Annotated in this window: 13 protein-coding genes; 2 read left to right on the top strand and 11 right to left on the bottom strand. The window is 44.6% G+C overall.

All coding sequences use genetic code 11. The annotated features are described in order from the left end of the window. Window positions 1-88: 88 nt before the first annotated feature. Window positions 89-1,564 carry an ArnT family glycosyltransferase gene (locus BM329_RS06245; RefSeq protein ID WP_092550414.1) on the top strand — a complete coding sequence of 492 codons (1,476 nt, stop codon included), beginning with the start codon at window positions 89-91 and terminating at the stop codon, window positions 1,562-1,564. 114 nt (window positions 1,565-1,678) lie between these two features. On the opposite strand, the gene BM329_RS06240 is transcribed toward BM329_RS06245, so the two are convergent. The 11 genes from BM329_RS06240 to greB all read right to left on the bottom strand — a co-directional run bounded on the left by BM329_RS06240 (window position 1,679) and on the right by greB (window position 11,358). Next, window positions 1,679-2,368 carry a hypothetical protein gene (locus tag BM329_RS06240; protein ID WP_092550411.1) on the bottom strand — a complete coding sequence of 230 codons (690 nt, stop codon included), beginning with the start codon at window positions 2,366-2,368 and terminating at the stop codon, window positions 1,679-1,681. Window positions 2,369-2,443: 75 nt separating this feature from the next. Next, entirely contained in the window at window positions 2,444-3,433 is a 990-nt protein-coding gene (ssp4, locus tag BM329_RS06235) for an Ssp4 family T6SS effector (protein WP_092550408.1), read from the bottom strand. A gap of 25 nt (window positions 3,434-3,458) precedes the next feature. Then, window positions 3,459-3,938, bottom strand: coding sequence for an Hcp family type VI secretion system effector (locus tag BM329_RS06230; RefSeq protein WP_092550405.1), 480 nt, complete (start codon window positions 3,936-3,938; stop codon window positions 3,459-3,461). A gap of 232 nt (window positions 3,939-4,170) precedes the next feature. Beyond that, on the bottom strand, window positions 4,171-4,887 hold the full coding sequence (gene phoU, locus BM329_RS06225; protein WP_092550402.1) for a phosphate signaling complex protein PhoU: 717 nt from the start codon (window positions 4,885-4,887) through the stop codon (window positions 4,171-4,173). Window positions 4,888-4,905: 18 nt separating this feature from the next. Then, window positions 4,906-5,697: a phosphate ABC transporter ATP-binding protein PstB gene (gene pstB, locus BM329_RS06220; protein WP_092550399.1), complete on the bottom strand. Its 792-nt coding sequence runs from the start codon at window positions 5,695-5,697 to the stop codon at window positions 4,906-4,908. Between the two features lie 66 nt (window positions 5,698-5,763). Continuing rightward, entirely contained in the window at window positions 5,764-6,675 is a 912-nt protein-coding gene (pstA, locus tag BM329_RS06215) for a phosphate ABC transporter permease PstA (RefSeq protein ID WP_092550396.1), read from the bottom strand. Between the two features lies 1 nt (window position 6,676). Continuing rightward, window positions 6,677-7,633: a phosphate ABC transporter permease PstC gene (gene pstC, locus BM329_RS06210; protein WP_092550535.1), complete on the bottom strand. Its 957-nt coding sequence runs from the start codon at window positions 7,631-7,633 to the stop codon at window positions 6,677-6,679. 94 nt (window positions 7,634-7,727) lie between these two features. Next, window positions 7,728-8,768, bottom strand: coding sequence for a phosphate ABC transporter substrate-binding protein PstS (pstS, locus tag BM329_RS06205; protein ID WP_092550393.1), 1,041 nt, complete (start codon window positions 8,766-8,768; stop codon window positions 7,728-7,730). A 167-nt stretch (window positions 8,769-8,935) separates the two neighbouring features. Next, complete coding sequence (locus tag BM329_RS06200; RefSeq protein WP_092550390.1) at window positions 8,936-9,964, bottom strand: ATP-binding protein; 1,029 nt, start codon at window positions 9,962-9,964, stop codon at window positions 8,936-8,938. Continuing rightward, on the bottom strand, window positions 9,961-10,680 hold the full coding sequence (gene ompR, locus BM329_RS06195) for an osmolarity response regulator transcription factor OmpR (RefSeq protein ID WP_092550387.1): 720 nt from the start codon (window positions 10,678-10,680) through the stop codon (window positions 9,961-9,963). Before ompR ends, BM329_RS06200 begins: the two co-directional genes overlap by 4 nt. 195 nt (window positions 10,681-10,875) lie before the next feature. Continuing rightward, on the bottom strand, window positions 10,876-11,358 hold the full coding sequence (greB, locus tag BM329_RS06190; protein WP_092550384.1) for a transcription elongation factor GreB: 483 nt from the start codon (window positions 11,356-11,358) through the stop codon (window positions 10,876-10,878). Between the two features lie 251 nt (window positions 11,359-11,609). On the opposite strand from greB, the gene BM329_RS06185 reads away from it, so the two are divergent. Then, complete coding sequence (locus tag BM329_RS06185; protein ID WP_092550381.1) at window positions 11,610-13,958, top strand: Tex family protein; 2,349 nt, start codon at window positions 11,610-11,612, stop codon at window positions 13,956-13,958. The last annotated feature ends 185 nt before the right edge of the window (window positions 13,959-14,143 follow it).

Here is a 14,143-nt window from a genome sequence, read left to right as displayed (position 1 = left end):
CTATAACATCCAATGTCATTCACTTATGACTTAAAGTTCGGCTAATATTCTAATTAACTTTAACTCAAATAATTGATCATTAACCACTATGCGTTTTTTTGATACTTCTTCTTACCGCATGCCATTGTATCTTTGGGTCACTGGTTATGCCGTGTTATGGATAATAGCAAGCTACTTTCTCGATCCCACCGTTCCTTATGATGCCGTAGAAGCCTTGAACTGGGGCACCAATGGCGAGTGGGGTTCCCCAAAAAACCCGTGGTTAGTCGGTGCTATAATGCTCCCTGCTATCCATATCAGCAATATATCGCTCAGCTTTTATTGGTATTTTGTCCACTTTGTTGCCATTGCCATCGGGATGCTTGGTGTCTGGCAGCTGGCTTTCCGACTGACAGCTAAAATCATTCTGGCATGGCTTGCCATGTTAACGCTGAATCTGTCCGGTATCATCAACTTTGATATCATCCCTTATAACGATAATTACCTTCTGGTTATGCTATGGCCGTGGTCGCTGCTGTTTTTCCTGCGTGCCATTGATGATCATCCTAAATGGTGGCTGGCTTTCGCACTCACAACCGGGCTGGCAACAATGGCGAAGTACTCTTCCCTTGCCATTATCGGCTCTGTCTTTTTGCTCTCCCTGTTCGTGCCAAAAGTGCGGCGCAATTATCGGGAGCCCCTGTTTTATCTCGCCATTATCCTGTGGCTCGCACTGGTTTTACCAAATCTCTGGTGGCTGGTGAATAACGACTTTGCCGCGTTTAAGTGGGTCGATTCCCAAATTAAGGAAGGATTCAATCTGCATACCACCCGTGCAATGCTTTCTGTGTTTTACCCACTGATTATTGTCAGTGTGATTACTTATATGCTGGGAGGCCGGATTGGCTGGCCTAAGAAACAATCCAACAAGCTGGTCAATATCATTATTCTGCTGCCTCTCCTGATTATTTACGGCTGGTTCTCTTTCAATCAGGGCGGGCGCATGACTGAGTGGTTGCAGCCTTTTATGATCGTTACGCCAGCTTTGTTGGTTGGGTCAATAACGGTATATCCTCATAAATCTCTGCAAGGCACATTACGGGGACTGGCCATGTTCGGCATATTGGTGTTAATTGGCTATTCCAGCGTAATGGTGGCAAATATCCGTGGAGCCGGTCAGAAACTTGTCGGGATAAAAGACTTTACCCGTCAGCTTGACCAGCGCTGGAGCAAACAGTATTCAACACCTTTGTATTACGTGGGTGGGAAATATTTACATGAATGGATGACGTTCTACAGCCACTATCGCCCGGAAACAATACAAACCTGGAAATTAGATGGTGACTCGCCACCGAATATCTACAATCGCCATATCAAAGAAAAAAATATTGTGGAACATGGCGCATTACTGGTGGGAAAGCGGGGGAAAACCTGCGCGGAGGAAAATTTCTGGCATACACTCAAGGAATGGCCGGCATTAATAATCAGTCATAAGGAAGAGTTTTCTTTTCAGCCCCAGCCAAACTCTGAAGTAGAACCAGTCTGTATTAGTTTTGTGGCACCTGAAAATATTCAGTCACATTAACCAAAAAAAGCCTGACATGGAAATATACTGTCAGGCTTTTATCACCATTTCAATTGTGCTCAGCGGGCATCAGCTAGCATCTTAGATCCTGATTGTTCATATTATTTTTCGAACCTATTTTCCCACCGACTGCCTTTCTCTTTTCTGATCCCTTATTTTTTTACGCCTTGCCAATTTCAGCGCTCTTGAATATTCTCTTAATTGTTTTTTATTAAGCCCTTGTATTTTATTCATCTCTTTTCTATCAATAATAATTGCTATTCTATAGCGCATATTAGCTAATATAAAGTCAGTATAATAACGACTGTTCAGTGTTATTTTTATCACAAAACAACATACTGCTATAAAGATAAAATAAATAGAGGAAACGTTAGATGTTTTATTAGAGAAAATAATAAGTAAACTAGAAAAAAACACAATATAATTTAAATAATTACGTATAACTGAACCATAATAATAGCCTTTTAAAGTAAATCCGACATGTAAAACTGAAACACAACCAGCAATAACTAAAGTTAAAATGAAGAAAGAGGCCATTATTTCATGGCTAGGATTTTGTATAAGTAATACAGGCAGGGCTGCTGCCACACCAGAGAAGAAAAACAGATAAACCATAGCAATAATAGATATCAAAAGCCTTATCTTATACTGACCCGAAGAACAAAAATATTTCTTATAATCTCTAACATCCAGTATAATATTTTCTAATGCCGGATCATTATTTTTTATCATCTTTTCTAACTCTTTCCCTTTATAAAAGAGCTCTCTTAAACCTGCATCAAAAATAAATTCTTTTATTTTCATATAATTTTCTAAACACCCAGAATATTTATACAACAAACCCGATTAACCATAAGGTTAAGTTCAATAACTTACTGATTATTCATAAGCAATAGAATAGATAGTACCAATGATATAATTTCCTGATTTTAATATATTATCTGGATTTCGAATTGAGCCTGTCATGCCACTTCCTACAAACCCACTACCTGCGATAAGTGAGTCTTTAAGATGCTTTCGTAACGTTTTTTGTATCTCTTCGGTAGGGTAACGTTTGATATATTTCCCTTGCTCTATAGCTCTTTTTATTACTTGGTTAGATATTCCTGGATTGTTATGTCGCATAATTTCTTCAGTTAAGCGTTTTCTTTCATGTCTTGGCATACTTTCCAACCACTCTGATGCCTTACGCGGAGAAGTGGCCTTCATTATCTTATAGGTTTGATAAGCTTCCTTTAATGCCGCAGATCCAGATGCAAGAGAGGTTATATCCAAAATTGTAGTCGTTGTAACATACCAATTCTGTGAATCTAACCACGCAATATGTTCTACTCCTTCATTTCCATTAGCAGTAAGCTGATAAACTCTGTATCCTCCATTTATGCATTGAACAGCCGTCGCAGTAAATCCGCTATAAGCTAAAATCACACCAGCCGTACTACCACCTCCAGTAAATGGTATCGCCGCACCTGATCCTAGTCCACCCAATACACTTAATACAGCCCCACCACACGAAAGTGCCGTAGAACCAATTTCCAACATCAAACTGGGTTCTGAAACCGTTTTTTTCAGCTCAACTTCTGGAGCTACACCTGAATCGAGATTAAATATAATAATATGCGTTAATTCAGAAGAAACTTGACTGCCGCGTCTTTTCGATGGTCTGATCAAATAGCGCTTATACAAACCATCTGAATAGATAATTCCGGCACCATAAAAATCACGGTGGCAATCCAATGCATCAGCTATCGCCTTAAAATCTATATCAGCAGCACCACGAGTCCCCAGAAGATTTGAATACTGTAAATTCGGCAGCTTACTTTCATCAAATTCATTCCTTAATTGTGACGTAAGACTTTCAAATCGCATTTTAATCACCACTCGTGATTGTTAATTAATAAACCGTTTCTTCCCAAGCACAATATCCAGATGTGCCTGCTGCATGATGCTGACAAACAATATCTTTATATTTTACTGAAACAACTTCTTCTGGTTGCTGATCATTATGATTAATCGAGTGCGGGTACTGAACATTCAAACTTATTAACTTTGCATTACGCAAATTAACCGAATAATAACGTTCCTGACCACCTGCTTGTGATGTTCGATAAAAGTCAAACATCAGGTCAAGCTCCTCATTATTTGAAATTGCCATCATTAATAACGGAGATGATTTATCCAGAGGCTTTATAAATTTAACCGGTTGATGGGCCACGTTCTGTGAACGAGAAATGCCATGATTAAATTGTAATACAAAAAGTTGATCTTCATGGCCTAACTGAAATTTATTACCGATAGAATCCAGTGTCGAGCATCCTTGAGAGATCAATCCCTGGAGTTTTCCTTTAACCGTTACATAAATCGAATTTGCCATATTATATTAATCCTTGAATATTGTTATCTTGTGGTTACTCCGTCGTTATAGCATAAAATTCAACCACAAAATATCAACCAAATCTTAAAAACCAGACCAGCAACATAAATAAAAACATTTCTCTTCAATAAGAAAAATATCAGCCTAGCAAAAGGAATAAAATTAGACTTTTTTAGATTAATATAAAGAAAGAAACGCCAGAGAAAAATTTCAGCGTTTCAAATGGTTAAAGTTACTCTTTTTTGGTTAATAGTTTTTCCAGTTTATCTCCACCTACGTGACGGAAGTCCTGCCCTTTAACGTAATAGAAGATAAATTCACAAATATTCTGGCAACGATCACCAATGCGCTCAATGGATCGGGCGCAGAAAAGTGCGGTCATTACATTCGGAATAGTTCTGGGATCTTCCATCATGTAAGTCATTAGCTGCCGGACAATGCCTTCGTATTCCTGATCAACTTTTTTATCTTCATGATAAATACGAACTGCTTCTCCCAGATCCATGCGGGCAAACGCATCCAAAACATCATGTAACATTTGGATAGTATGGTTACCCAACGATTCAAGGCTGACCAGCAGGGATTGCTGCTGATGTGAAAACTTTTCAAGGGCGGTCTGGCAGATTTTATTGGCTACATCGCCAATGCGTTCCAGTTCAGCAATGGTCTTTGAGATCACCATGATTAGACGCAGGTCGCTGGCGGTCGGTTGCCGTTTTGCAATGATGCGGACGCAGGCTTCGTCAATAGACACTTCCATCATGTTGACTTTCTGGTCATCTTCAATCACTTGCTGTGCCAGCGTTTCGTCCTGATTGTGCATTGCCAGAATGGCTTTTCTGAGCTGTTCTTCCACCAGCCCGCCCATTGTCATCAATTCCGTGCGTATATGCTCCAGTTCAGCGTTAAACTGACCGGAAATGTGTTTGCTGAGATTCAGATTATCCATAGTGTGCTATACCCCGTATCAACCGTAACGACCCGTAATGTAATCTTCGGTCTGTTTCATCTTCGGTGTGGTGAACAACCTGTCGGTGTTACTGAATTCAATCAGTTCACCGAGGTACATAAATGCCGTGTAATCGGAACAGCGAGCCGCTTGTTGCATATTGTGGGTAACAATCACAACGGTATATTCCGATTTCAGTTCACTGATCAGCTCTTCTATGCGACCGGTAGAGATTGGGTCAAGTGCCGAACAAGGCTCATCCAGCAACAAGACTTCAGGGCGGATCGCGATCCCGCGCGCTATGCACAGGCGCTGTTGCTGACCACCGGAAAGACTATATCCACTCTGGTGCAGTTTATCTTTGGTCTCATTCCACAATGCTGCCTTTGTCAGTGCCCACTGGACACGCTCATCCATCTCAGCCCTTGGCAACTTTTCAAATAAGCGCACGCCGAAAGCAATATTGTCATAAATGGACATCGGAAATGGCGTCGGTTTCTGGAATACCATCCCGACCTTAGCGCGCAACAAGGCAATATCCTGCTTATCCATCAGAATATCGGTGTCATCCAGAATGATTGCACCTTCAGCTCTCTGTTCACCGTACAGTTCATACATTTTGTTAAATGTGCGCAACAATGTGGATTTGCCACATCCTGACGGCCCGATAAATGCCGTTACTTTGTTCTGCGCGATATCTAGGGTGATATTTTTCAGCGCGTGAAATTTGCCGTAATAGAAGTTCAGATCACGTACCTGAATTTTGCTCCCTGCGATTTCGCTTACCGGAATGTCATTAGCCTTATTCATCAGAGTTCTCTTTACCTGTAACTTTATCTATAAGTAACTTTACCTATAATTTTCTCTATAGAAACGTTAGTGTTTCTTCTTCTTTGCAAACAGCACACGCGCCACAATATTAATCATCAGTACACACAGAGTAATCAGCAATATGCCCGCCCATGCCAGTTGCTGCCACTCAGAGAAGGGACTCATGGCAAACTTGAAGATAGTGACAGGCAGGTTCGCAATCGGTTGACTGAGATCCGTGCCCCAGAATTGGTTGGAAAGCGACGTGAACAGCAATGGTGCCGTTTCACCGGCAATACGGGCAATTGCCAGCAATACACCGGTAATAATGCCGGATATCGACGCTTTCAATGTAATGGCAGAGATCATTTTCCATTTCGGTGTCCCCAGAGCATAAGCCGCTTCACGCAGGTTATCGGGTACCAGTTTCAGCATATTTTCTGTCGTGCGGATAACTATCGGAACCTGCAACAGCGCCAGTGCGATAACACCCGCCCAACCGGAGAAATGTTGAACTTTCATCACGACAACCGTGTAGACAAACAACCCGACCACAATCGATGGCGCAGAAAGCAGGATATCATTAATAAAGCGGATAATTTCTGCCAGCCACGAACGACGACCATATTCCGCCAGATAGATCCCCGCCATAATGCCCAATGGTGTGCCGAACACGGTCGCCCAGAAGATCAGCAGCCCACTGCCGACGATGGCATTTGCCAGCCCGCCACCCGCAGTATTGGGAGGCGGTGTCATTTCGGTGAATAACGCCAGCGACATGCCATCAATGCCTTTGGTGACGGTAGAAATTAAGATCCAGCTCAGCCAGAACAGACCAAATGCCATGGTTGCCACGGATAACATCAACGCAATGCGGTTTTTCTGGCGGCGCCATGACTGGATACGACGACGGCTGTTCATATCAACTTCATTGAGTGTGCCAACGATATGCGGCTGTTGGTTATTGATGGTTGTCATCTCAGCGTCCCTCATTTTTTGCCAGACGTATAATCATCAATTTTGACAATGCCAACACAATAAAAGTGATCACAAACAGGATCAGCCCCAACTCCATCAATGCCGCGGTATGCAGGCCGGATTCAGCCTCGGCAAATTCGTTCGCCAACGCAGAAGTAATGCTGTTTCCGGGCATGTACAGAGATAAACTGTCAAGCTGGTAGGTATTACCGATAATAAAGGTCACGGCCATTGTTTCTCCCAAGGCACGGCCAAGCCCCAGCATCACACCGCCAATCACACCATTTTTGGTGTAAGGCAGAACGATATGCCAAATCACTTCCCATGTTGTACAACCTATTCCATAAGCGGATTCTTTCATCATGACCGGCGTTTGCTCAAACACATCACGCATGACAGAAGCGATATAGGGAATAATCATGATGGCAAGAATGATACCCGCTGCCAGAATGCCGATACCAAAGGCGGGACCGGAAAACAGTTCGCCCACAATAGGGATACTCGATAGCACATCACCCACGGGTTGCTGGAAATAAGTGGCAAACAGCGGGGCAAAGACAAACAACCCCCACATGCCATAAACGATACTCGGGATAGCCGCCAACAGTTCAATAGCTATGCCCAGCGGACGCTTCAGCCAATTCGGTGCCAGCTCCGTCAAAAACAATGCGATGCCAAAGCTCACCGGAACCGCAATAATCAAGGCAATCAATGAGGTCATCAATGTGCCATAAATCGGAACCAGTGCACCAAACACGCCTGCTGGCGCATCCCAGTCTTTGCTCCACAAAAAGGCAACGCCGAATGTCTGTATACTTGGCCAAGAAGCAATAATCAATGAAATGATAATGCCCCCCAGAAGGAATAAAGTCAGCAGCGCTGCCAGTCTAACCAGAGCGCTGAAAATAATATCGCCATTTTTACTTGGTGCTTTCAGTGCCGTTTTACGTTCGGCCATACGCTTGATTCTCATTTTGGGTTATTTTCCCCCTCTAAGGGGGGAACATTTAGCAATTGCCTATTCTCAACGGTGGTAAGATTAAAAAAACCTATCAATACAGCGGGTTGCCACTGCTATCTTTGATATTGCTCTTCCATGCTGCCCGCACCTGAGTGATCACTTCTTTTGGCAGAGCGGCATAATCCAGATCTTTCGCCTGATCTTTGCCTTTGTCATACACCCAATCGAAGAATTTGAGGGCTTCCGCACCCTTTGAGGCATTTGCCTGTTGCTTGTGAATGAGAACGAATGTGGTAGAAGTAATTGGCCACGCGTCAGCGCCTTGCTGATTTGTCAGATCCTGCGCAAAACTACGGCTCCAGTCTGCGCCTTTGGCTGCGGCACTGAAACTCTCTACTGTAGGTACCAATACTGCGCCATCTGCTGCGACCAATTTGGTGTAAGCAAGGTTATTTTGTTTCGCATAAGCGTATTCAACGTAACCGATAGAACCCGGCAGACGTTGCACAAAGGCAGCGATGCCATCATTGCCTTTGCCGCCCAGGCCAGTCGGCCATTTGACGGTAGTCCCTGCCCCGACTTTTTCTTTCCAGCCGCTGTTAACTTTGGACAAATAGTGGGTAAAAACGTAGGTAGTCCCTGAACCATCCGCACGACGCACTACCGCGATGTTCTGATCCGGCAGTTTGAGATCTGGATTCAGTTTTGCAATAGCAGGATCATTCCATTTCTTGATACTGCCCAGATAAATATCGCCGAGAGTTGTGCCATCCAGAACCAATTGACCAGATTTAATGCCTGAAATATTCACCGCCAGCACAATACCACCGATTACTGTTGGAAACTGAAACAGGCCATCAGCCGCCAATTTCTCATCAGAAAGCGGGGCATCGGATGCACCAAAATCAACAGTATTCGCAATAATCTGCTTTACGCCGCCAGAAGAACCAATGCCCTGGTAATTGATTTTGCTACCTGTTTCTTTTTGATAAGAATCCGCCCACTTGGTATATATCGGTGCGGGAAATGTCGCACCTGCTCCCGTCAAGCTGGTAGCAGCAAATGAAGACAGGGATGTCACAGCAAATACAGTTGCCATGATGCTTGCCACTGTGATACGCATTGATTTCATACTCCCTCCTGCTGGGATACACATCATTAATTAAAAACGCATGTTAGAGATCGTCAACAATCTGGTTTTTCAGTTTAAAAATGAAACAAGAGGAAAAATAGGTGAATTCAATGACAGTAAAATGTATGAATTATGACATTTTTATGACAGCGCGTTTCTGGGGAAATCTATTTTGCATTCAATGGGAGACAGGCTCGAATGGATAATCCACCCTTCTCACTTTCTCTCACTTCAATATATCCCTCGTGGCTATCAATAATACGACGTATGATCGATAGCCCCAATCCTGCGCCGCTATTATGGCGAACATGACGGAACCGCTTTCCCTGCGTAAAAGGTTGGAATAAAACATCCGCTTCTTCTTTTGTCATGCCGCTTCCGTCATCTTCCACCTGAAACCAGCCAAAGCGTTCTGTTGTTCCACTGCTGATTCGAATCCATCCGTTGCCATAACGCTGGGCATTAGTGAACATATTGGCGATGACGCGCTTAATGGAAAGTGGGTTGGCTAAAATGAGAATCGGACGCTCAGACAGGCAATTTTCAATATTCACTTTACAGTGTGGATCTGCCCCAATGACCGTTTCTGGTTCAATGACGGCTTCAATCAGCTCATTCAATTCACAGCATGTCATCGGCATATTCTGCCCTGCCCGCTGATAATCGATAAACTGATCAATGATGGTATTACACTCTTCGATGTCCCGATGGATGGACTCTGTGAGAAACTCTTCCTTTCCTTCCATCATCTCCACTGCCAACCGAATACGGGTAAGTGGAGTGCGTAAATCATGACTCACTCCGGCCATCAGAAACGCCCGATCGCTTTCCTGTAATTTCAACCTGTCCGACATCTGGTTAAAAGTGCTAATCAACGAGCGTATTGCGGATGATCCCGTTTCAGGCAATGATGTGATCTTTCTTCCCTTGCCCATATCTATGGCCGCTTTTTGCATGGCTTTCAGTGACTGTTTCTGGATATGGATATATCGCCAGAATGCTGCGGACAACAAAGACACCGTCATAAAAACACTGATAAAGATATAAGGGAATACGGTGCAGAATGAAAGTTTTTCTACCCTCACCAGCAACTGGACAATGAGAGAACTCATCAGCAAACTGCCCAATAACATCACCAGCACCAGATACCAAGTGCGATGAAACAAAGTACGCAATGAAAGCCATAGCCTTCTCATATTTTGTTTCCATCAGGAACAAAAACGTACCCTAATCCCCAAACTGTCTGAATATAGCGGGGATGGGCGGGATCTTCTTCAATCAGACGACGCAGACGGGAAACCTGTACATCAATGGAACGTTCCATCGCACCATACTCCCGCCCACGGGCCAGATTCATCAATTTATCCCGTGACAGTGGCTCACGTGGATGGGAAACCAAAACCTTCAGTACGGAAAACTCACCGCTGGTTAAAGACAATTGTTCATCTTGATGAAACATTTCACGTGTTCCGAGATCCAGTTTAAATTTTCCAAACTGGACCACCGCATTATCCGATGTCGGCGCGCCCGGCAACTCATTAGTCTGACGACGCAGGACAGCACGCATACGTGCCAGCAATTCACGCGGGTTGAACGGCTTGGGAAGATAATCATCAGCCCCAATCTCAAGGCCAACAATCCGATCAACCTCTTCCCCTTTCGCGGATATCATGATGATCGGGACAGCGTTATTTTGACTTCTCAATCTTCGACAGATAGACAAGCCATCCTCACCTGGCAGCATTAAATCCAGAATAATCAATTGAATAGACTCTCTGATTAATAAACGATTCATCTGTTCTGCATTCGCTGCACTACGGACTTGAAATCCCTGCTCAGATAAATAACGCTCCAGCAACGCCCTCAAGCGCATATCATCATCAACAACAAGGATCTTATAACTCTCTTGCATGTTTCAGCTCCCAAGATGTTCCATGCCTGCAATATCCATGGTTCTTTACAGAAAACCCATATTCACCCGTATTCAATAGAGAATAATCGAAGGTATTTTAAGGCCATTAGCGGGATTGGCAATAATTGCTTATGTTTTGGTTTTGGTTTTGGTTTTCTATCCTTGCTCTCCTGTTTATGACTCAATCATCCAGATTTAAGCCAGAAGCTGGTAGTCAATTTGTAGTATCCAGTATGTTGCCATGCCCCCGGGAGTCATCACTGTGACTTCATCGTCAACCTGTTTGCCGAGTAATCCCCTTGCCACTGGAGAATCAATGGAGATCCACTTCTTGGCAGGATCGAATTCATCCGGGCCTACCAGACGAAATATATACTGTTCACCATCTTCGTTTTCAACTTTAACCCAGGCCCCAAAAAAGACTTTTCCTTCTTGCCGTGGGTCAGGATCAACAATGTGCAATATATCCAATCGTTTGGATAAAAATCGAACACGACGGTCAATTTCCCTTAATCTTTTTTTACCATAAATGTACTCAGCATTCTCTGATCTATCTCCTAAGGCAGCCGCATCTGAAACAGCCTGAGTGACTTTAGGACGTTCGATTTTCCAGAGGTATTTCAATTCCTGATCAAGCGCATGCCAACCTTCCCGGGTAATGTAGTTACTCTTGGCCATGAAAGAACTCACTTGAGAAAAGATGATTAATGGCGGTGTACTATATCTCAACCCGTAAGATATTCGATGAATTCTTTCGCAACAGAATCGAAAAATCGCGCTAAACTGGAAATTGTCGCTCTCAGCACGTATAAATGGAACCAGTTTGAACCATGCCGATATTATTTCAGATGATATTTGAACCTATCTGGCACTGTCTGATGATGTCTTCGGATATCTACAGGCGCTAAGAAAGTTGAAGAAAACAGACCATGAATGAATCTTTAAGTCGAATCATTGCCGGTGAGCTACAGGCTCAGCCACAGCAAATCCAAGCCGCCATTACTCTTCTTGATGAAGGAAACACCGTTCCTTTTATTGCCCGTTACCGTAAAGAAGCTACCGATGGTCTAGATGATACACAGCTTCGCCAGCTCGAAATCCGCCTCGGATATCTGCGCGAACTATCCAACCGCCGCCAGACTATTCTGAAATCTATTGAGGAGCAGGGACAATTAACAGTTGAGCTTGCGGAGGCCATTAATGCCACCCTAAGCAAAACTGAACTGGAAGACTTATATCTGCCTTATAAGCCTAAACGCCGTACTCGTGGGCAGACTGCCATTGAAGCCGGCTTGGAGCCTCTGGCCGATCTGCTTTGGCAAGATCCGCAACAAGATCCGGAGCTGGCAGCCGCTGCCCATGTTGACACCGACAAAGGCGTTGCCAATACCAAAGCAGCACTGGATGGCGCACGTTATATCCTGATGGAGCGCTTCGCCGAAGATGCTGCCCTGCTGGCGAAAATACGCGAATACCTGTGGAAAAATGCCCACTTGGTGTCCAAACTTGTTGAAGGCAAAGAGGAAGAAGGCGCTAAGTTCAGCGATTACTTCGATCATCATGAAGCCATCTCCACTGTTCCATCCCACCGTGCTCTTGCTATGTTCCGTGGACGCAACGAAGGGGTTTTGCATCTGTCTCTGAATGCCGACCCTCAATTTGAGGAAGCGCCAAAAGAGAGCTATTGCGAGCAAATTATTACTGATCACCTCAACCTGCGCCTGAATAACGCTCCTGCTGACAGTTGGCGGAAAACAGTGGTGAGCTGGACATGGCGCATCAAAGTGTTGCTGCATCTGGAAACCGAGCTGATGGGCACACTGCGCGAGAAAGCCGAAGATGAGGCAATCAACGTATTTGCCCGTAACCTGCACGACCTGATGATGGCCGCACCTGCGGGTATGCGCGCAACAATGGGACTGGACCCGGGTTTGCGTACAGGGGTAAAAGTCGCTGTTGTTGATGCAACAGGTAAACTTATCGCTACCGATACCATCTACCCACATACCGGGCAAGAAAATAAAGCGGCTGCCAGTGTTGCAGCCCTGTGTACCAAACACCAAGTGGAACTGGTCGCTATCGGCAATGGCACAGCATCCCGTGAGACAGAGCGATTCTTTGCCAACGTCCAGAAACAATATCCTGACGTCACAGCTCAGAAAGTAGTCGTCAGCGAAGCAGGAGCATCAGTCTATTCCGCTTCTGAACTGGCTGCGCAAGAGTTCCCTGATCTGGATGTTTCCCTGCGTGGCGCAGTCTCTATTGCCCGTCGCCTGCAAGACCCACTGGCAGAACTGGTGAAGATCGAACCAAAGTCAATTGGTGTTGGTCAATACCAGCATGATGTCAGCCAGACTCAGCTTGCCAAAAAATTGGATACCGTGGTTGAGGACTGTGTAAACGGCGTCGGCGTTGACCTGAATACAGCATCCGTCGCCCTGCTGACTCGTGTTGCCGGCCTGACCCATTCAGTTGCCCAAAATATCGTTAACTGGCGTGATGAAAACGGTCGCTTCGATAACCGTGAACAATTACTGAAAGTTAATCGTCTGGGTCCGAAAGCCTTCCTGCAATGTGCAGGCTTCCTGCGTATCAATCAGGGTGATAATCCACTGGATGCTTCAACCGTTCATCCTGAAGCCTATCCGGTGGTTGAGAAAATTCTGGCAATAATGGAACAGACCCTGCCTGAACTGGTAGGTAACCCTGCGACCCTGCGTAATTTGAACGCACAGGATTTCACAACAGAAAAATTTGGTATCCCAACCGTCACCGACATTCTGAAAGAGCTGGAAAAACCAGGGCGCGATCCACGTCCTGAATTCAAGACAGCCACATTTACCGATGGCGTTGAGACAATGAATGATCTGCGTACCGGCATGATTTTGGAAGGCACCGTCACCAACGTGACCAACTTCGGTGCATTCGTCGATATCGGTGTCCATCAGGACGGCCTGGTGCACATTTCTTCCTTGTCTGATCGCTTCATTGAAGATCCACATACCGTGGTCAAAACAGGCGATATCGTGAAAGTGAAAGTGATAGATGTTGACCTGAATCGCAAACGCATTGCATTAACCATGCGTCTTGATGAACAGCCTGGCCAAACATCGGCACGCCGTGGTAGCTCTCAAGGTGGTAACCACCAGGAACAACGCAACAGTCGCAACGGGAATGGCAGAAACCGCCAGCAGACCTCCCGTTCTTCAGATTCTGCTTCTGTAACCAACAGCATCATGAGTGATGCACTGGCTGCCGCCTTTGGCAAAAAACGTTAATCTAAATTAATGACATCCTGAACTGGCTCACAGGGCAAGTTCAGGATGAAATAAAATAGGGTCTGATTACTATGTCAATAGTATTTTTTCTGGTCGTGACATCAATCTATTGAATCATGTATAGTCTGTCTATTTGGAGAACATTCAAATGGCAAAGATTGATGTGACTTGCCCCTCTTGTTCTG

Source organism: Xenorhabdus koppenhoeferi, assembly GCF_900116635.1.
Taxonomy (GTDB): Bacteria; Pseudomonadota; Gammaproteobacteria; order Enterobacterales; family Enterobacteriaceae; genus Xenorhabdus; species Xenorhabdus koppenhoeferi.
This window is presented reverse-complemented; position numbering and strand designations above follow the sequence as displayed.

Bases quoted from the DNA above. Each gene is read 5' to 3' on its own strand.
- BM329_RS06245 (WP_092550414.1), top strand. From the start codon at position 89: ATGCGTTTTTTTGATACTTCTTCTTACCGCATGCCATTGTATCTTTGG.
- BM329_RS06240 (WP_092550411.1), bottom strand. From the start codon at position 2,368: ATGAAAATAAAAGAATTTATTTTTGATGCAGGTTTAAGAGAGCTCTTT.
- ssp4 (WP_092550408.1), bottom strand. From the start codon at position 3,433: ATGCGATTTGAAAGTCTTACGTCACAATTAAGGAATGAATTTGATGAA.
- BM329_RS06230 (WP_092550405.1), bottom strand. From the start codon at position 3,938: ATGGCAAATTCGATTTATGTAACGGTTAAAGGAAAACTCCAGGGATTG.
- phoU (WP_092550402.1), bottom strand. From the start codon at position 4,887: ATGGATAATCTGAATCTCAGCAAACACATTTCCGGTCAGTTTAACGCT.
- pstB (WP_092550399.1), bottom strand. From the start codon at position 5,697: ATGAATAAGGCTAATGACATTCCGGTAAGCGAAATCGCAGGGAGCAAA.
- pstA (WP_092550396.1), bottom strand. From the start codon at position 6,675: ATGACAACCATCAATAACCAACAGCCGCATATCGTTGGCACACTCAAT.
- pstC (WP_092550535.1), bottom strand. From the start codon at position 7,633: ATGGCCGAACGTAAAACGGCACTGAAAGCACCAAGTAAAAATGGCGAT.
- pstS (WP_092550393.1), bottom strand. From the start codon at position 8,768: ATGAAATCAATGCGTATCACAGTGGCAAGCATCATGGCAACTGTATTT.
- BM329_RS06200 (WP_092550390.1), bottom strand. From the start codon at position 9,964: ATGAGAAGGCTATGGCTTTCATTGCGTACTTTGTTTCATCGCACTTGG.
- ompR (WP_092550387.1), bottom strand. From the start codon at position 10,680: ATGCAAGAGAGTTATAAGATCCTTGTTGTTGATGATGATATGCGCTTG.
- greB (WP_092550384.1), bottom strand. From the start codon at position 11,358: ATGGCCAAGAGTAACTACATTACCCGGGAAGGTTGGCATGCGCTTGAT.
- BM329_RS06185 (WP_092550381.1), top strand. From the start codon at position 11,610: ATGAATGAATCTTTAAGTCGAATCATTGCCGGTGAGCTACAGGCTCAG.